15 protein-coding genes are annotated in these 19,381 nt (G+C 42.8%); 2 read left to right on the top strand and 13 right to left on the bottom strand.

Translation table 11 applies throughout. The annotated features are described in order from the left end of the window. Window positions 1-46 precede the first annotated feature (46 nt). Together JHD45_RS14165 and acnA are read left to right on the top strand one after the other, a co-directional pair. Window positions 47-2,425, top strand: coding sequence for an aminotransferase class III-fold pyridoxal phosphate-dependent enzyme (locus JHD45_RS14165; RefSeq protein ID WP_199477165.1), 2,379 nt, complete (start codon window positions 47-49; stop codon window positions 2,423-2,425). 624 nt (window positions 2,426-3,049) lie between these two features. Then, window positions 3,050-5,794 carry an aconitate hydratase AcnA gene (gene acnA, locus JHD45_RS14160; RefSeq protein WP_199477164.1) on the top strand — a complete coding sequence of 915 codons (2,745 nt, stop codon included), beginning with the start codon at window positions 3,050-3,052 and terminating at the stop codon, window positions 5,792-5,794. Window positions 5,795-5,872: 78 nt separating this feature from the next. On the opposite strand, the gene JHD45_RS14155 is transcribed toward acnA, so the two are convergent. The 13 genes from JHD45_RS14155 to JHD45_RS14095 all read right to left on the bottom strand — a co-directional run. Then, window positions 5,873-6,358 carry a GNAT family N-acetyltransferase gene (locus JHD45_RS14155; protein WP_199477163.1) on the bottom strand — a complete coding sequence of 162 codons (486 nt, stop codon included), beginning with the start codon at window positions 6,356-6,358 and terminating at the stop codon, window positions 5,873-5,875. 119 nt (window positions 6,359-6,477) lie between these two features. Then, window positions 6,478-7,752 carry a glycosyltransferase gene (locus tag JHD45_RS14150; protein WP_199477162.1) on the bottom strand — a complete coding sequence of 425 codons (1,275 nt, stop codon included), beginning with the start codon at window positions 7,750-7,752 and terminating at the stop codon, window positions 6,478-6,480. A gap of 228 nt (window positions 7,753-7,980) precedes the next feature. Further along, a complete protein-coding gene (locus JHD45_RS22620) occupies window positions 7,981-8,211 on the bottom strand; it encodes a helix-hairpin-helix domain-containing protein (RefSeq protein WP_199477161.1) in 231 nt (76 codons plus the stop codon). Between the two features lie 87 nt (window positions 8,212-8,298). Continuing rightward, window positions 8,299-9,543 carry a cystathionine gamma-synthase family protein gene (locus JHD45_RS14140; protein ID WP_325097301.1) on the bottom strand — a complete coding sequence of 415 codons (1,245 nt, stop codon included), beginning with the start codon at window positions 9,541-9,543 and terminating at the stop codon, window positions 8,299-8,301. Between the two features lie 240 nt (window positions 9,544-9,783). Beyond that, the gene (locus JHD45_RS14135; protein WP_199477159.1) at window positions 9,784-10,266 is read right to left on the bottom strand and encodes a YbaK/EbsC family protein; all 483 of its coding nucleotides are present in this window, start codon (window positions 10,264-10,266) and stop codon (window positions 9,784-9,786) included. Window positions 10,267-10,444: 178 nt separating this feature from the next. Further along, window positions 10,445-11,083, bottom strand: coding sequence for a hypothetical protein (locus JHD45_RS14130; protein ID WP_199477158.1), 639 nt, complete (start codon window positions 11,081-11,083; stop codon window positions 10,445-10,447). A 415-nt stretch (window positions 11,084-11,498) separates the two neighbouring features. Next, the gene (locus JHD45_RS14125; protein WP_199477157.1) at window positions 11,499-13,613 is read right to left on the bottom strand and encodes a methyl-accepting chemotaxis protein; all 2,115 of its coding nucleotides are present in this window, start codon (window positions 13,611-13,613) and stop codon (window positions 11,499-11,501) included. 61 nt (window positions 13,614-13,674) lie between these two features. Then, window positions 13,675-15,246 carry an ABC transporter substrate-binding protein gene (locus JHD45_RS14120; protein ID WP_199477156.1) on the bottom strand — a complete coding sequence of 524 codons (1,572 nt, stop codon included), beginning with the start codon at window positions 15,244-15,246 and terminating at the stop codon, window positions 13,675-13,677. Between the two features lie 1,118 nt (window positions 15,247-16,364). Then, a complete protein-coding gene (locus JHD45_RS14115; protein ID WP_199477155.1) occupies window positions 16,365-16,967 on the bottom strand; it encodes a class I SAM-dependent DNA methyltransferase in 603 nt (200 codons plus the stop codon). A gap of 226 nt (window positions 16,968-17,193) precedes the next feature. After that, complete coding sequence (locus JHD45_RS14110; protein WP_199477154.1) at window positions 17,194-17,505, bottom strand: cupin; 312 nt, start codon at window positions 17,503-17,505, stop codon at window positions 17,194-17,196. A 243-nt stretch (window positions 17,506-17,748) separates the two neighbouring features. Beyond that, entirely contained in the window at window positions 17,749-18,231 is a 483-nt protein-coding gene (locus tag JHD45_RS14105; RefSeq protein WP_199477153.1) for a hypothetical protein, read from the bottom strand. Window positions 18,232-18,323: 92 nt separating this feature from the next. Continuing rightward, window positions 18,324-18,926 carry a class I SAM-dependent methyltransferase gene (locus JHD45_RS14100; protein WP_199477152.1) on the bottom strand — a complete coding sequence of 201 codons (603 nt, stop codon included), beginning with the start codon at window positions 18,924-18,926 and terminating at the stop codon, window positions 18,324-18,326. 160 nt (window positions 18,927-19,086) lie between these two features. Next, the coding region (locus JHD45_RS14095) for an HAD-IA family hydrolase (protein ID WP_199477151.1) at window positions 19,087-19,381 on the bottom strand (295 nt) is incomplete at its 5' end.

Raw genomic sequence — 19,381 nt, 5'->3', positions numbered from 1 at the left:
GACCCCATGCAGACAGCGGCTACTTACTTCTTGAAAGGACAACACTATGACGAATCACTTATCTCTAGCGAAGCGAAATCCACCTCAGTTTGAACTCTCTCAGATTAAATCTCTGGTCAGAGAACTGTATGGTCTAGAAGGTAGCTTCACCGCACTGAATAGCGAACGGGATCTCGCTTGGCTGGTTCGTAATGAAGAGGGCCCTCAAGGAGTGATCAAAATTTCCAATGCGCAAGAACCCGAGGGGATTGTTGACCTTCAAATAAAGGCGGTCGAACATATCCTTGAGCAAGACCCGACATTGGTCGTACCTCCTGTTATACCAACCCGTCAGCATAACGCCTACGAGTGGATTACGTCCGAGCTAAGTGGTGAGCGTCATATGATCCGCCTGATTGCCTTTATGGATGGCCGTGTTGTGGAAAATACCCCAGAAGCCTATTGCGATGAGTATTACTTTAATATCGGTGCCACCATGGGACGGATGAACGCCGCGCTACAAAGTTTTTATCACCCCTATGCAGGCAGTAACCAGCACCTTTGGGATCTAGGACATTGTCTGCAATTACGCGATATGCTCCCCGGCCTACCAGAAGGGGAACTGCGCGATCTGCTCACTTCTACCTTCGATAAAGCAGAACATCACACCCTGCCAGCCCTGAAAAAAACACGTTGCCAATTAGTTCATCAGGACGCTAACGACGCCAATGTGATGGTAAGTCATGACGATCCGACTGAAATAGCCGCGGTTCTGGACTTCGGAGATGTGGCATTTAACAGCATTTTGGCAGAAATCGTTACCATATCTGAGACCTACGCCGAAGACGAGGAAGACCCCATCCGCCCCTTATTGCATGTTGCCCAAGGGTACGACAGCGCCTATCCCCTCACAGGACAAGAAGTTGATTTACTGTTTGATGTGATGCATCTACGACTAGCGATAGCCTCTCTTATCATCAACTACCGCAAACTCAACGACCCCGAGGCAGGAACCCATCTGGAAGATCGCCTCTTTACCAAGATGCTATTCAAGCTGAACGAAATGGGCCAAGAAACCGTTACTCGTCGGTTGCGTGACGCCTTACGCTTCCCCGTCTACAGCCCAATTGACAACAAGGGGCCCCAATTTTCAGATCATCAAGATGAGTTAGTCCAACACAGAGAGCAACATCTGGGTAAAATTTGGCATTTTTATGATCAACCATTACACATCACGCGCGCTCAAGGCGGCTGGATGTACAGTGCAGATGGCACAGCCTATCTTGATGCTTACAATAACGTTCCCCAAATGGGCCACTGTAACCCGCATATTGTCAAAGCAATCGCTCGTCAGGCCGAGGCACTGAACACCAATACACGCTATATGTGTGACATTGTCGCGGACTACGCCGCAAGACTGACCAAAGACCTTCCCGACCATCTGGACACTTGCATTTTTGTCAATTCCGGCAGCGAAGCCAACGACCTAGCGATACAGATAGCCCAGTCTCTAAGTGGTCATCAGGGTGGCTTAGTCCTTAATAACGCCTATCATGGTTGTACTGAACTGACGACAAAATATTCTCCAGAGTCATGGCTGCATCTGCCAGAAGCTCAATACCCAACACAGATCGAGTGTCTAATCGAGCCGGATATGTACAACGGCCCTTACGCGAACCATCCCGATGCGGCAGCCCTTTACGCAGCGGATGCTGACCGTGCCATACAGGCTCTAAATCAGCGCGGCTTTCAGCCAGCCGCCCTTATCGTCGATACGGCCATGTGTGCCCACGGTGTCATCACTCCGCCCGACAGCTACTTTGACCGAATTGCCGATAAAGCCCACGCGGCGGGCGGTTATGTCATCGCCGATGAAGTGCAAGCAGGCCTCGGACGAATGGGAACTTTTTGGGGCTTCATGGGAGCGGGATTGAACCCAGAAAAAGTCGATTTTATTACCATGGGTAAGCCTGTCGCTAACGGCCATCCACTGGGAGTGGTGATTCTTTCTAGCAAGATGATGAAGCAGTTCATCGGTGGCACCCACCCTCTTCTGTTCAGTACCTTTGGCGGAAATACCGTTGCCTGTGCGGCAGGAATGGCCGTGCTTGACGTCATCGAACGTGAAAAACTGGTACAGAAATCCAATGACATTGGCGACCAGCTACGCGCAAGACTCCGCCAGTTGGCGGAAAAACACCCCCTTATCGGTGATGTCCGCGGGCGCGGGATGTTAGTAGGTTTGGAGCTCGTGACAAACAGGGAGAACCGCACTCCAGCGGCAGAAGAAACGGAGCAGTTAATTAATGAGATGATCCAACGTCAAGTCATGATCGGAAAATCCCTTCCGGGCACCCTAAAAATTCGGCCATCACTGACCTGGGGGAAAAAGGAAGTGGATTTCTTTATCAACGCAATGGACGAAAGCCTGAAGGCGCTTGGCTAAATTAGCGACTCCGCACTTTTAAGGAAGCAAGAAGACACTCTGTCACTAAATAGCCTGGCCGAATCGGCCAGGCTATTATAAACAACAAGACTATTTAAAATGTGTTAGGGTTAAACTTGTCTTTTTCGTTGGCATTTCCAGTTCCCTCCCCTTATTTAATGGAAGGGAACGACACTTTCTTCATCAAAAAGAAGACAGATCAATCATTTTTCAACTTTTTTGCTTTTTGTTAGGTGAATGCGATGCAGCTCTCTCCTCTAGAAGCATAAACGAGAGCCTGACACGCTAAGGTTTTCTGCGACGAAGGGCACACTTAGCCACCCAATTGCCCTAAAAATTAAATGCGAAAGAATTAAGGTTCGTGTTTATCACACAGGTCTAAAAGATTGGGTGAAAGCAAGCAAAAGGAGGCATATCATGCAAATGAGGTCGTCTAAGTAAAAAAGTATTGTTACACTTTTTTCTTTCATCGAACTGCACTATAAGTAGAGGTGTTTTTAAATATATCTGCCGAATAGAAACCTTTGTACGAAATCGCAAGCACGCCAATGGGAGGCTCTTTTTAACCACAAGGTGGCAAACGCAGTAATCGTGCAATGATCTCTAAAACCAAAGGGGAACAAGATGAACAATAGTTTCGATACCCAACAACAGATCACTGTTAACGGCGAGCAATTTCATATCCTTTCCTTAAAAGGGCTTGGCGATAAAGCCAAACGACTGCCATTTTCTTTAAAAATATTGCTCGAAAATCTTCTTCGCAATGAAGATGGCGTTAATATCAAAGAACACGATATCCAGGCTTTACTAGACTGGGACCCTCAAGCCAAACCTACTTCCGAAGTTGCTTTTACCCCCGCCCGAGTTGTCATGCAAGATTTTACAGGTGTCCCAGCCATTGTGGATCTGGCGGCTATGCGTGACGCCATGGAAAAGTTAGGCGGTGATCCCGCTAAAATCAACCCGTTATCGCCTGCGGAACTGGTGATTGACCACTCCGTGCAAGTCGATGGTTACGGTAATTCTCGTGCTTTTGATTTAAACACCAAACTGGAATATGAAAGAAACAAAGAACGCTACGAGTTCTTACGCTGGGGTCAAAGCGCCTTTAATAACCTTAAAGTCGTGCCGCCTGCTACCGGCATTGTTCACCAAGTCAATTTAGAATATCTGGCCCGTGTGGTATTTAACGAAGATCGGGACGGCCAAAAATTTGCTTATCCAGATACCTTAGTAGGCACTGACTCTCATACCACCATGATAAACGGCTTAGGCATTCTGGGCTGGGGAGTGGGTGGCATTGAAGCCGAAGCGGCTATGCTTGGTCAACCCATTAGTTTACTGATCCCTCAGGTCGTTGGCGTTAAATTAAGCGGCCGCCTACCAGAAGGCACCACCGCCACAGACCTCGTTCTAACCATCACTGAAATGCTGCGGAAACATGGCGTTGTTGGTAAATTTGTCGAATTTTATGGTGACGGTCTCGCTGATTTACCCCTTGCTGATAGAGCAACCATTGCTAATATGGCGCCAGAATATGGGGCAACCTGTGGTATTTTCCCGATTGATGACGAAACCATTAATTACCTGCGTTTAACCAACCGTGACGAAACACAACTTAGCCTAATTGAGGACTACGCAAAACACCAAGGGCTATGGCGTAATGATGGTGATGAAGCCGACTATACCGATGCCCTTGAACTGGATCTTGCTAGTGTTGTACCAAGCCTTGCTGGCCCTAAACGCCCACAGGACAGAATTGCTCTTGATAAAGCAGGTGAAGCGATTCGCCAACATTTAAAAGGCTTTCAGGACGAGCGTCTGGCGCGTAAAGAAAAGAGCAGTGAAGAACACATTCGTATAGAAGGCGAAGGCCCTGTCACCCATCCTGATGAATCCGTTGATGAAGCCCCCATAAAAGGTGCCGCCATCGTACATTATAACGGCCAAGAATTTGAATTGAGTGATGGCGCTTGTGTTATCGCGGCTATTACCAGCTGTACCAATACTTCCAATCCAAGCGTTATTTTAGCGGCAGGTTTAGTGGCTAAAAAAGCAAAAGAATTGGGGATTAATGTTAAACCTTGGGTTAAAACATCACTGGCACCTGGCTCTAAAGTGGTCACCGACTACTTAGAAAAAGCGGGATTAATGGATGACCTAGAAAGCCTTGGCTTTAACCTTGTCGGCTATGGCTGCACCACTTGTATCGGTAACTCAGGTCCATTAGCCAGTGAAATATCCGACGCCATTCAAAAAAACAAACTGATCGTCAGTGCCATTTTATCGGGTAACCGAAATTTTGAAGGGCGAATTCACCAAGATGTGAAAATGAACTTCCTCGCCTCACCACCGCTTGTAGTCGCTTATGCCCTTGCTGGTCGTACCGATATCGATGTGTATAAGGAACCCCTAGCGCAAGACACAAACGGCAAAGAGATTTACCTAAAAGACATTTGGCCAAGTGTTCAAGAAGTCAGTGATCTTGTCAAAGACATCGTGACCAAAGAAATGTTCGCAAAAAGCTACGCTAACGTATACAAAGGTGATAGCCGCTGGCAACAAATTAAAATACCCGATGGCAAACTTTACGACTGGAACGACGCATCAACCTACATCAAAAAAGTCACCTTTTTTGATGGTATGAGTATTGACCCTCCAGGTGTTCCAACCATTGAAGGGGCTCGCTGCTTAGCCAAACTTGGAGACTCAGTCACTACCGACCATATTTCTCCAGCGGGTTCAATCAAAGCGGACTCACCAGCGGGTTTGTATCTGCAAGAGCATGGTGTCGAAAAAGCGCAGTTTAATTCATACGGCTCGCGCCGAGGCAACCACGAAGTCATGGTCCGCGGTACTTTCGCCAACGTAAGGCTGAAAAATCTGCTTGCCCCTGGCACCGAAGGCGGCATTACGCGTACTCAGCCTGACAATAACTTAGCCAGCATTTATGACGCCTCAGTGACCTATCATAAGGAAAATACCCCACTCATTATTTTAGCGGGTAAAGAGTACGGTACAGGTTCATCAAGGGATTGGGCGGCGAAAGGCTCATTGTTACTGGGTGTTAAAGCCGTCATTGCAGAAAGTTATGAGCGAATTCATCGCTCTAATTTAATAGGCATGGGCGTCTTACCGCTTCAATTCAAAGACGGTGAAAGTTACGAATCGCTTGGTATAACAGGACAAGAACAATTTGATATTACAGGCTTACTCGACAAAGCCGATGACGTCACCGTTGTGGCGACCGATAGCGAGGGTAATAAAATCACCTTCAATGCTGACATACGCATTGATACACCAAAAGAATGGGATTACTACAAACACGGCGGCATATTACAGTACGTACTACGAAGTATGCTCGACTAGTCCCACCCATTCCATAAACATTTAGCCTAGTTCGTACTAGGCTGAATGTTTTTTATTGCACTCTTTTCTCTCTAAAAATCAAACGTCAGCTTGGCTAATTTTTTTCACCATGTTAATGCTCACGGTTTCATAACCCATTTCATTGTAAAGCTTTTGTGCAGCAGCATTATTAGAAAAAACATGCAAACCAATATTGACAATATTATGTGTCGCGGCGAAGTCTTCAATTTCCCGCAAAGCAAGCTTGGCATAGCCTTTTCGACGATGCTCAGCCTTGACTTCTAAATCGTAAATAAACACCGTACTCGTCGTTGCACTGTTCTCCAGCGACAACCAGACCATACCCACTGTTTCGTTTACTTCTGGCACTTTCATTTCAAAAAAATGATGGTTTTCCGTGTCTATTCCGCACGGTAACAATCGCTCAATATCACGCCTAGCTCGAGATAATGATCCAGACCTTTGCCACCGACCCGCCTCTACATTCTCCTTTGCGTATTGCACTATCAACTCTTCAATATAAGGTGCAAAAAAAGGTTTTGACATGGGTACCAAGAAAGACATACTGACTCCGATTCATACACGGCAGAAAAATTCCTGCGCCATTATATAAGTATGCCGTAACACTTCATGGCAAAACAACAGAAAACAGACCGTACATTCGTCATTTATACCCTTTTAAATCACGCGGACAAAAGACCAAAATTCTGCAAAGCTTTAATAGCATTGTCTACGCCATTTTCGGCCTGTTGCATCGTTGCAACAACACGGGCCCTTGCACGCATTTCAGCACTAGCCGCGACGGTAATGGCCTTCGTTAAGTCTGCTGAGGTCAAGGTTTCACGCGGCAAAGCTCTAGGTGCCACACCAAGTGTTTCCAGACGCTGTGCCCAAAATGGCTGATCGCCAAAAACAGGCACAACTACCGATGGAATTCCTGCACGGAGCACAGCATGGGTCGTGCCTGCGCCACCATGATGAACGGCCAATGCGATGCGGGGGAAAAGCCAATCATGTGGAATATGGCCAACACTTAACATCTTGTCTCGACTGGCCTCAGACATGTTTTTGACATGCAAACCACCCCAGCCCGTCGCGAGGATAACCCTCTGTCCGGTCTCTTCAATAGAGGCCTGAATCATATCCGTAAAAGCTTGGGCATCATGATGGAACATACTGCCAAAACCGATATAAATGGGCTTGGGCCCCGCCCGAAGAAAGTCAAGCAATTCTGACGGGGGCTTCCAAGTGGCGCTCGTTTCAAGCATCCATGGTCCAGTTGTCTGAATCCTTGAAGGCCAGCTTTTGCGTGGCTCAATAAGGCATGGGCTGTAAGCAAACATCTTAGGGCACTGAAATTTCTTCTGATAGTATGGACCAAAACGTGGATAAGCTGCTAACCCCAGCCGTGGCCGCACCACTTTGTTATAAACTGGTTGATAGACATACCACACAATCTGGCGAGTAAGATGACCAAGACCAACATTCATCGCCGGTGGCAAGCTCTTCATCCAGCCAGGCAAAGGCATGATAGGCACATGATGCGATGGCATGGTTGGTACTAATTGCGTTTCAACGACAGGAATTCCGAACACTTCACCAAGCGATTGTGCCAAAAAATACACCATGCCATTGCCAATCAATAAGTCTGCACCTTGTGCCGCTTGCCGCCCCTGTTCAGGCCAGTTCTGACTCATTTCCAAAAGTTTGGATTGAAACGCCTTCGCTATAGCGAATGTTGATAAACCGCGTTTTTGCAGGTCTTTGTCACAGTGCATCCAGCCCATGAAATCGCCAGTTAAGGGCGAAAATTCAAGTCCGTGATCCACAACAAGATTTTGACAACTCATATCCGTGGCAACTCTAACATGGTGACCTTGGTTTTTAAGACCAACAGCAAGTGCAACTAGTGGGCGTACATCCCCCTCTGTACCGATCGTAAAAATAACAATCTGCATAAATGAGCCTTTTAAAATATCATCCAATAATAAAAATCAAACCATCCATTGATAAGAAATCATAGTTCATACAATAGAGTTTGCCAGTGAGAAGCAGAGTTAGTGACAAGTTAGGATCAAAGGATAAAGGCCCAATGAAAAAGACCTATTTTAAACTGTGGTGCATTAGGAGGGTTTTAGTAATAAGGGATTAGTAAATGAAGAGTGGATTGGGCTGATTTTAGCAAGCTAAGCGCAAAGCTGCATATTGTTTGGTTTAGGACTTATAAGATGTTTGAAGTCCCCAGTTACCCAAGGACAGCTACAAAGTCTGATTAGGCTTGCTGACGTGAGCAACCCACTCAGTAGACTCCTTGCGTTCACTTGTGTATGACCACCAATAAGCTCTTTGGGGGTTGTGATTCCAAGACTCTGCAAGTCTGAAGCGCCAGCCTTGCCAATATTGGGCAAGTCAGTCAATTTATAGGTTCTGTTAGCAAGCCCGCTTTTTCTACCTAGAAAAGCACACCTATCATCTAGATGTGCTCTCCAAGTGATGGTTTAGCCCTAAGCAAGTGCTTGTCTAAAATCATCGATCAGGTCATTCGTATTTTCCAGCCCAAGGGATAGTCGAATTAGATTGTCATCTATGCCCATACTGGCACGGCGCTCTGGCCCCATTTCCCAGAAGATGGTTCTAGCCACTGGAATCGCTAGGGTGCGGGTATCTGATAGATGACTAGATAAAATCACCATTTGTAGACGATCTAAGAACGCCAAACAGTCAATAGTGTCGTCTAGTTCAAAGCTTAATAAACCGCCATATAAACCACTAAAGACCTCTGCTGCTCGTTCATGTTGTGCATGACTAGCAAGGCCAGGATAGTAGACTCGTTTGATTTGTGGCTGTTGTTCTAACCATGTCGCCAGCGCTAATGCGTTATCGCAGGTCGCTTTGACTCGTAGTGACAAGGTTTCAAGGCCTGTGGCAATACGATGAGCATCTTCTGCTCTTAAAGTCGCCCCCATATCGCGTAAACCTTTTTTACGAATCTGGGTGATGCCCCACTTAGCTGGGTCACCTTTTTGGTACGCCGGGTAAATATTAGGGTATGTACTCCAGTCAAATAATCCAGTATCTGAGACAGAGCCCCCCAGGGCATTACCATGCCCGCCGATGCCCTTACTTAGAGAGTGTATAACTAAGCTTGCACCAATGTTTTTAGATTGCAGCAAAACAGGCGTGGTCATGGTGCTGTCTACCACATAAAGGATAGCGTGCTGCGCGCACAGTTGGCCGATTTCTTCTAAAGCCGCGACTTGTGTACCTGGGTTAGCAATCGTTTCGACAAAGACCATACGCGTATCAGAGCGAATGGCCGATGCAACCTGCTGTGGGTCTGTGGCGTCAACGAAGCTTATCTCAACTCCCAATTGAGAGAGGGTTCCCATAAAGCTATTCGTGTTTCCAAAAAGGAATTGACTACAAATAATATGGTCACCATGACGCAGTAAAGCGATCATCATACCTGAAATCGCAGCCATACCTGTGGTGAAGCAGCAGGTACTGTGACTGTCTTCTAGCATATTAATTTGAGCTTCTAGAGCGGCACCCGTTGGGTTACCTTGACGCGAGTAAACATAACCGGATTGCTTGCCTTGGAAAGTATCGACTAATGCTTGAGCACTTGGGTAAGCGTAAGTAGCGGAAACATGTAACGGCTTGCGCACTGCGCCGTGCTCCGTGTTGGAACGGCGGTCGGCATGTAATAACTTAGATTCTGAGAAAGGTTTTGCTGTTGATTTACTCACTTGATTTGCCTTCATTTTGATAAGGTGTAGCGGTGTTGATAAACCATATCATGCTCTTCTATTGGTCCACTAGAGGAGTTTTGCTTTGCATCATCAGCTTAGACAAAAGTTGAACGTATTGACAGCCATGTTAGACGGTTTGTTTACGACAAATTGTTCAGTAGAAACCCTTCAGAGCCAGCAGCAAAAAGGAGGGAACGGCGCCCTCCCAAAAGAACCCTTTTTAAATACTTGGTATGCTTATTTTGCTAAATCTATCCACTGACCTTGCGTAAGCTCACCTAGATACTGTGGATTGAGTTTAAACACAGAATTCGGCGTACCCGCAGCCGCCCAAATTTCTGTATATTGGTGTAGGTCTTTATCTAGGAGAGTTTGGACCTTCTCATTATGCGCTACGGGAGGAACCCCACCTATAGCGTAGCCAACTTTCTCTCGTACAAAGGATGCATCTGCTTTTTCCAATGTAATCCCTGTTGCTTCTTTAACTTTGTCGGTGCAAACCATGTTAGAACCGGATGCGACAACCAAGACAGGTTCCCCTGTTTCACCATCTTTAAAAATTAACGATTTAGCAATTTGGGAAACCGTACAGCCAACAGCCTCAGCGGCGTCTTTCGCTGTCCGAGTTGAACTAGGCATTTGCTGAACAACAAAGTCCTGTCCATGCTGAGACAAAAAAGCTTGTACTTTCAATGATGAAGCCTTCAGTTCTGTTGACATAATTCCTCCATATTCTAAGTAAATCAACGATAAACATAACGCCGCAGTCGCATACTTAACGAGTCAGGTTGAGCGACGTATTTAAACCATTTTGGCGGTTATCGTTGAAATATAGGACTTATAAGCGTCGAGTTACTATTCCGTTGAGCAAGAAAAAACTCTTCATATATTGACCTATCTACCAATGAATCATTAATGGCAAAACTGGGCGCAAGTCTTTGGATAATCCCCTACGCCCATTATCCAGAGTAAGTACTGCCATGTGCTCACTACCAAGCTCAATGTCAAGCCTATCCGCCGATAGCAATGTAAGAAGCGTATCAGACATTTTCTCTAGTGGGACCGATAGTTGCACGTTGCTAATAGACTTAAAGGTTCCTATTTCTTCAATTCTGCTAACTGGACCGATAAAAGGCACGTAAATACATAAAGGCTCTTCTAATATCTCAGAATTCTCTCCCACATGGAATGCATTGGGTGGCTCAAAATAGTCTGGTTGATATTTCCACCCGCTAAACGGCATACCTAATTTGGAGTCATTAGTTCGCGTTAGAACGATTCCAAACGGAGATGCGTTTTCTGTTTGTATCCGTTCAGGGAATCTCAGTTTTTTTGCTGGACCATTATTCGACTCTTCACTATCACGTACGTATAGTATTTCGAGCATTCCATTAGAAAATGCAAACCGACGATTTGAGGTACCCTGCCCCTTATGATCCCGACTAAAGCTTTCATTAAGCCCCATAGAAACTAAAAGATCACCCGCTTCTTTTGGTTTATCAGTCAGTATAAAAACGTGATCTAACTCTAAATCCACCACTCAACTCCTTTGAGAATATAACGTATCAACCTCACGCTTGTTGTGCACATTGCTTTATGAGACGACGCCAAGACGCGGCAAAAACAGACGAGAAAGCAGAGTTTATAGCTATATATGAGCATTTTGAGTCTGTTTTTAACAAAGTATTGGCAAGCACAGTAGTCGTGCAAAAGTCTCACATTTATCCTAAAAGACTTTTTGAGCCACTACCAGTACAAACACGCAAACTTGTGATTGTTTTTCAGACGATCCGTAGTCAATACGCATGTCAGTGCGCCAACCTTTTGCTGTAACCAATAGTCCACTTGATCAACTGCTATAAAAAAACCACTTCTCCATCCCAGAAAAGTGGTTTTCGTTTATCTCTGTATTGACTGGCTTACTATTTTAGCCAGCAATTTTAATAGGATATTTAGGACCGACGCTTAGAACCAGTGGACTCGGAACTAATGGTAAATTTCTCCACAATGCCTTTAAGTCCAGACGACATCTCTGTTAATTTCTGAGAAGTGCCAGCCCCCTCTTCGGCTTCAGATGTTGTTTCAACATTTTTAGCCGCGATACGGTTTAAATTGTTACTCGTATCATCAATCGTTCTAGCCTGCTCATCGGACGCAATGGCAATATTCCCCATCAAATTGCAGACCACTTCAATAGAATCAACTATTTCTTTAAGGCTCTCAGACGAGTTTTCAGAGATTTCTGCACCTACTTGTGTTTTTTCAACCACCACTTCAATTAACCTAGCGGTTTCATTTGCCGCTTTTGTACTTTGTGCTGCCAAAGCACGAACTTCATCGGCAACCACAGCAAAACCTCTTCCAGCTTCGCCCGCTCTAGCGGCCTCAATCGCCGCATTCAAGGCTAACAGATTTGTTTGATTTGCAATGTCTTCTATCGCAGAAAGAATAGAAGAAATATTGCTGCTAGCCTCTCTGATATCATTCATTGCTGACACGGTTTTGCCCACAAGATCACTACCAATCGTAGCCGACTGCTGCGCTTTTTTACCCAGCTCATCAGCCTCCTTAGCCGTATTGGCCGTAATCTTGACTTGTTCATTTACCTCAACAATCGCCGCTGAAATCGACTGTATTGATTGTTCAGAACTTGCCGTGTTAGATAATATTGTTTCACTAGAAAGCATGACCTTATTGCTTTGCTCAACGATGCTATTGGTATAACCTGAAATATCCGTAACGATACTTTTCAGATCAGCATTTGTTTTAATCAGTGCATTAGTGATGACATCTTGTTGGCCTTTAGACGTTAAATTACTTGTCAAATCACCTTTTGATATTTTTTCTAAACTACTAACAAAAACTGTTTCCAGCTCATCTGCAAAGTTATCTAGCGACGATGCCATATCCCCAAGTTCATCTGAACGTTTTATATCTGTTCTCTTACGAACATTACCACTTGCCAATTGATTAACAATGTCAGTCATTTTAAGAATAGGATTGGTAATAGAGCGGCTCAATACAATACCTATTGCAATAGTGATGGCGGCTGTAATCAACATTGAAAATATGATTGCCCATTTTATTGCACTTACCGATGCAAAAGCTTCACCTCGTGACTTTTCTGCGACAATCGCCCATGTTGCCCCCTCAAATTTTAATGGTGCATAGGCAGACAACACCTCACGCCCTAAATAACTGTCAATCAATTTTGAGCCTGTTTTACCCGACAGTGCAGCCTGAATTGCTATACTTTTTGCTTTATTATTTTCTGGATTAGAAAATGCATTAGCAACAGAGTGATGTCCGCTATCCAAATAAGAGTTGGAACGCATTAAACCATCTTTGCCAACGAGGTAGGTTTCACCTGTTTCTCCAAGTCCTGAACGCTGAGACATAATATCATTAATAACTTCTCCAGAAAGCTCTAAAATAACGACAGCGACGACATCACCACGCAAATTAAAAACAGGCGCACCAATAAAGAATCTCGGGCTATTATCCCGATAGTGATAGGGTGTAAAATCCTGAAACGCCACACCTTTTTTCTCTATAACCTTTTTCCATAAAACCGAGATTGGGTTTTTATCATCGAAATTCTTTTTTATATTTGAGCCAAGTTCCTTACCTTTTTTCACACTATAAATAATATGACCTTTATCAGCGGATAATAATAAAAGATCTCGATAACCCAGGACATCAACATATTTTAATAGATTATCACTTTTTTCTTTCCAAATGGCTTTGTAATCTATATTGTCGACGCCAAACTTATCATTTTCAGATTTGACTTCTTCTAACTCTTGATACACTTGCAGCGCGCGGAACAACGCATGCACATCTCTGCTATTTGATAGAATGGAAACGTCTTTTTTGGCACTATTAAGATAACCTTCTATTTGATTCGCCTTAACATCTCGTGAACTTACCAGCTGATCCAATGCATCATGCTCCAGTGCCGAACTCGATTTCATTAATGAAATGATAGCGACAATGGCAACTGGTAATATCCCTATTAAAGAAAAAGCAAGTAACAACTGACTTCTAAGTTTTAATTTTATTTTCATATTACCATCCCGATAAAAAGGAATTTTTTAAAATATTTGAGCAAGTGACAATGCATCTTCGTTATTGTCTTATCGACCAGTGATCATCACTCACCTCAATTTCCCATAATGGAAGAGAAGCCATTGGTAATGGGGTGTAAGAAACCTTCTTATTGACTGCAACAACCTTGTTAGGAGCTGGAACAACAAGCATATAAGCATTTTTGTAGACATGATCAATCATTTTGGTTAGGACTTCACTGAATTGCGGTGTGTTGATGGTTTCTTTAAACATTTCATCAATATACTTACCCATCTGAGGATCCGCAGGCATCGTACTCCAAACACTATTTGGTTGATAAACAAAGGTTGCAGCCCATGGATGATTGAAGTACCAATCATCATCCCCCCACACAATCAAATCCCACGATTTTGTATTCTTACCTGAATTGGTAGACAGAATTTGTCCAAAAATAGTCGTTTCATCAACAATTTCAAAATTAAGTTTTACCCCAACTTTGCGTAAATCTCGATCTAATGAACGCCAAAGAAACATGAACTTCTGTTGAGTTAGCACTTTAAGCTCTAGCCCATCTAAAATGCTTTTTAGTTCCTGACGTATTTCTTTTGGCGACTCAACTTCAGAATAAGCCTTCAGGTTTTTTACAGCATCTTTAACACCAGGAAAATTAGGTGAAGCCAGTGTAGGCTTTATTTGACCATAACCAGAAAACGCATAAGTTAATAACTGTTGTTGATCTATTGCTCTGTTCAGAGCAAGACGAACTTTTTTATCTTTTAGTTTTTCATTACCATTAACCATATTTATATGAATAGCTATATTATCTGTTGATGGCCCTGTAACTAATTTTGCGTAAGGAGAAGAATTGACTAATTCAACATCAGAAAATGCAATTGGCATAATATCCAGATAGCCTTCAGATTCAATAACATCCGAAAATGCAACCTTTGGATCTAGATTTGTATAAATAGTGAATTTTTCTACTTTCACTAAATCTTTATCATAGTAATTAGGGTTAGCAATCAATACTGCTTTATCTGTTTTTCTATCACCTTCGATATAACCTTCACTAAGAATATAAGGGCCTAATCCATAAGGACCAGCCTCAGCCAAATTTGGACAGGTCGCTTTACCATTCCAACCAAATTTTTCGAGATATTTTGTTGTATAAAACTGAATCCAAATAACATCATTCAAGAATGCCCCATACTTTTCTTTTAGATAGAACCTTACTGTATAATCATCAACTTTTTCCGTACGGTCATATACGGTATTAATTTTGCTAAACAAAAAAGGTTTCTTTTTAAAATACTCCATATTTTCAATGACGGCATCGGCATTGAATGGCGTTCCATCTTGAAACTGAACACCTTGGCGTAACTTAAATTCATAGACAGTATCACTAATTTGCGAATAAGATGTGGCCATATAGTATTCCCAACCACGTTCATTGTTAGCGGGTCTTAAAAGTGAACCATTTACCGCATGGGATGTGTAAAGATAAGGAAGGCTTGAGACATATATTTTAACATGGGAACCTTTCACTGGTGCTGCACCAGCTGTCGGAAAAAAAGATAAAACCAAAAACACAAAAAATAATGAGCGTGCGTTTCTTAAAAATGAACTACACATATATTTCTCCAAAATTCAGCAACATAGGGCGAATGATTCATTCGTTTTTTTCATTCATCTAGTATTTTTAATAAAGATTGAACCAGACTAAAAAGTCCGATTTATTAATCTATTATGATGCTTAGGAAGATGTGTAGTCCTGTTCACTATCTAGCATCATCATATATCTAAGGTCATCACTGACTTGACGTACCTATACGGAGATAACTAGGGTCAATAATTCAGGTATATCACGCTTTTATCTATTTCTATTCGCGTCAAAAAAAGCATAGCAGTTGTTTTTTGGAGTGCAAAAATAATATGTTGATTTTAATGAAAAATTACATATCATTACTCTCTGTTAATGTTTTATTGCTGGCAGCTTGGCGCGGTATATCTACTTTGTCTTCTATTGCCAATCAACGCCCTAAATCATTCGAGTTCACTCACCACATTTTTTTAATGTATGTTCATGACGAAACGCTTAAATAGAGCCTATGCTCTAGTGCATCTCCCATGACTATTCTGGATTTTTCTTCGTTAAACTCCGTGGCAAAAATACCGTGCTGACGGTTCTTAATGTGCCACTGCTGGCGCCTGTAATGATGCAGAGACTTATGATTAAGAGAGAACGAGTTCTGTAATACGACCGATCTATGGTGGTTTTACCATTGATTGTTTTGAACCACTCTACCGCCATAACACTGCATATCGTCGGCCGCTTTTCGGGGAATTGGGGGGTAATTTTGCTGTCAGAGGGCCTTGTTTTCATTACTACGAGCAAGAGGGTTTGCGTGAACCAGAACACTCCAGTGCTGGGTACTGTGTTTACAGTAGGCACTCAATAGCATTAGCTGCCATATTCGCAATCTGAACGCGGCGGGCTGAAGCTAAAGAATAGCCGCAATGCAGTAGCTGGCTTTTTACATGATTTGGTTCCAGAACCGAATGAAAGCTCTCAAGCAAACTGAGATAGAAAACAGGTGTACATAATGCTGTGTTAAGGGGTGGGCTAGTACACCTGAATCAACACTCATTTTCATAAGCTCTGGTAGTTTATGAACACAGAAAGCTCGTATCAAAAACGACTAATTTGTTGATTTTAATCGATCTGTGATGAGGTTTGACAATCTGTGTTTCTACTTTCTCCCCGTCAGCAAAAATACAGGAAAATCACCATATGGTTTGCTGATGACACTGGCATCCTCCACTTTCAAATCCCTAAAACCCGCTTTTATTGCTGACTCAGCAATAACATCACGCTCGAAACCAAAGTGGAAAACACCAGTATCTTCACCATGGAAGCTACCATCTTCTTTATCCAAGTCAGAAATACCAATCACTCCGCCTTCATCAAGCATGGAATAGAACTTTTCGAACATAGCATCGATATGTTGCACATGGTGCATGGTCATCGAAGAGATAATGCCATCGAATGTCTGATCAATGGACGAAGACTCTAAATTCACTTCAAGAATGGCTAAATCACAGTGTAGCCCATCACGTTTCTGCTCAAGCTGTTCAATCATGGCTTTGGAAATATCTACCGCAGTGATTTTTTCAACATACGGTGCAACGCGCTCCAATAACAGCCCCGTACCCGCGCCAAAGTCCAATAAATGCATGCCCTTTTCTAGATCCAACCTTTCCACAATCAGGTTGGCGATATTGTCTACGTTTGAGACCCTTCTGCTCTCCTTTTCATAAGAAGCCGCTTTGTTTTTAAAATAATCTTTTGTCATACCACTTACTACCTATAGGAACATTCACATCCGAGTCTCACCTCAAGCATAGAACTTTCTCTTGATTGGTTTTACTCGATTAATTTGCCTTTAAACAGCAAAAACCACTTTTTTGGCTAAAGGACTATTCATTCTGGTCTTATATAATGCCTTGCTAAGCGAAAAATCATGGTCGGTTATAACCTCGAAACGATGACCAACTATAATTTTCCGTTTAAGCAACCAATTATACGCTTCCTTCTGATTCTACAACTAATACCCTTGCCTCACCACGAGGGTGCGCAACATGCTCAGTACCAATAGATGCATAAAATATATCACCCATCTCTAAAACCGCTGATTTCTCAATTCCATTTTCTTTAAATAGCATTTCAACAACACCATCTAAAACAACAAACACCTCTTCACCATCGTTTATATGCCACTTATAAGGCTGATCAGTCCAATGTAAGCGCGTCGTAATGCCATTCATATTAGCGATATCTTTTGCCACCCAAGCACGCTCAGGTTTAAACCCTTTACTTCTGATTATTTTCATAACGCCTCCAAATGATCAATAAGCGTATAACACCCCGTAAAGCGGTGAACAACGAGACGACCAATCCATTGTATCCTATACACCTAAACTGATTTGAAAAAAATCGCCAAGCGTTAAGCATTGAGAATCGGCTTTAAAGGCTGTGTTATAAGGCATTTTCCACTGAAGCTAACGACTTGAGAATAATAGCCTCCCCCAAAACCTAACACTGCCAACACGCCCCCATCATGTACTTAGGCCTTACTATAAGTTCACTTTAATAGATTCAAAAACCTTTATATACATGGACTTGTTTTCGTTATAGTCCTTGCGACTAGTAACCACTGCCATACCAACAAAGGCATTTCTCACCTGAACAGCTGCTGTGACATAATAGGTTTTCTCCGACTCACTCGGGTATGCACTTTCATACTCGCGCAAAACACCGTATTTAATTGGAGAGACTTCACTTTGAGGGGTGTATAAGCCTTGTAATGACCAGAAGCGATACTCGGCAAACTCTTCCAAATTTCCGTCATTTTTAGTGAACGCATTAGCAGTAATAGAAACGCTCCCATCTGGGCTAGAGATCGAAAGGAAGTCAGAGTCCGTTTTTTGCAGCCAGCCGACAGGCGCTACCAACCCAAATGCACCATTTGGCGACGGATAATACTGCATATCCCCCTTAGCACTTGCCATTGACGACCTGCCAATTAGCCTCAAAATCATGGCTTTTATTTTATCCATTCTGATTGACTCATAAGATCTATTGAAATTCCATTTTTTGCAATAATAACTGGAAAGCAACGGAGTGTTAGATGCCCCACTTTATTGCTTTGTTAGGCTATTTTTTGCGCAACTATGTAGGTGTGTAACTCTGGGTACTGGTCAAATTCTAAGTGTTTGATAGTACAACCATTATCGAGGAAAACCTTTATAAAGCCATTTGTTCCTAAAGATGAGTAATACATCATTGGCCCCATCGTATCGTCAGTGTGATTTCCTGGCTCATTAACTCCACCAAATGAAAATATCATGATGCCGTTGGGATTTAACGCACTTGCCAATTTTGATATCACACTAACTTGCTCATCCAATGGGATATGCCAAATACTATCCCAAGCGGTTATGAAGTCATATTTTTCTGATAATGGATAGGAACAGATATCTTCTTGGTAGAAATTCCATTCTGGATTACGACTCCGAGCTAGTGCGATCATTTTCTCTGAGATATCTAAGCCTTCTGGCTTAAAGCCTTCTTTGGCTAGCAAATCCATTATTCTCCCAGTTCTTCCGCAACCAACATCAAGAGCCTTACCTCTCGACTTTATAAAGTTTATGGCTCTTCTGTGTTGATCGATTCCGTTTTTCATATTAAACCGATCATCAGACCAAAGATCCGTAATTGTATCGTAGTTTTTACCTGTTTCTACAGGATTCATAATGTATTGCCTAATCCCTATTTAAGCCGAAATAAACTGCAGTAAAATTTAATATTATAATGTCGCATAGCGAAAGGGTAACATTAAATTAAATCGAAGGTTTACAGTCGACTTCAATGTTTTGTGACACTTCCATAAAATTGCTAGTGAATATCTATTTTCAGATAATACTTTTTGAAAACTCTAGCAAACTGCTATACATACCTTCTAGATTATTATTAGATACTCTTCGATTTAACCATATGGAATTCCAATTTAATTGTTTTGATGCAAGATAGTCATTTTCGTAATCATCGCCAACATACCAACATTCATCAGCTGAAACACCGGCTAATTTATTAGCATATTCAAATATTTTTGGGCTTGGCTTTGCCTCACCAACATCTGCGGGCGTAACAACGAAAGAAAAATAATGATCTATACGTAATTTTTTTAATTTCGACTTTTGTTGATTG

Source organism: Marinomonas spartinae (assembly GCF_016461715.1).
GTDB lineage: Bacteria > Pseudomonadota > Gammaproteobacteria > Pseudomonadales > Marinomonadaceae > Marinomonas > Marinomonas spartinae_A.
Note: the sequence above shows the minus strand (reverse complement) of the source record. Positions and strands in the feature narration are given on the sequence as shown.

Coding starts and splice junctions, on each gene's coding strand:
- JHD45_RS14165 (WP_199477165.1), top strand. CDS start 47: ATGACGAATCACTTATCTCTAGCGAAGCGAAATCCACCTCAGTTTGAA.
- JHD45_RS14125 (WP_199477157.1), bottom strand. CDS start 13,613: ATGAAAATAAAATTAAAACTTAGAAGTCAGTTGTTACTTGCTTTTTCT.
- JHD45_RS14150 (WP_199477162.1), bottom strand. CDS start 7,752: ATGCAGATTGTTATTTTTACGATCGGTACAGAGGGGGATGTACGCCCA.
- acnA (WP_199477164.1), top strand. CDS start 3,050: ATGAACAATAGTTTCGATACCCAACAACAGATCACTGTTAACGGCGAG.
- JHD45_RS14135 (WP_199477159.1), bottom strand. CDS start 10,266: ATGTCAACAGAACTGAAGGCTTCATCATTGAAAGTACAAGCTTTTTTG.
- JHD45_RS14120 (WP_199477156.1), bottom strand. CDS start 15,246: ATGTGTAGTTCATTTTTAAGAAACGCACGCTCATTATTTTTTGTGTTT.
- JHD45_RS14115 (WP_199477155.1), bottom strand. CDS start 16,967: ATGACAAAAGATTATTTTAAAAACAAAGCGGCTTCTTATGAAAAGGAG.
- JHD45_RS14100 (WP_199477152.1), bottom strand. CDS start 18,926: ATGAATCCTGTAGAAACAGGTAAAAACTACGATACAATTACGGATCTT.
- JHD45_RS14110 (WP_199477154.1), bottom strand. CDS start 17,505: ATGAAAATAATCAGAAGTAAAGGGTTTAAACCTGAGCGTGCTTGGGTG.
- JHD45_RS14155 (WP_199477163.1), bottom strand. CDS start 6,358: ATGTCTTTCTTGGTACCCATGTCAAAACCTTTTTTTGCACCTTATATT.
- JHD45_RS14105 (WP_199477153.1), bottom strand. CDS start 18,231: ATGGATAAAATAAAAGCCATGATTTTGAGGCTAATTGGCAGGTCGTCA.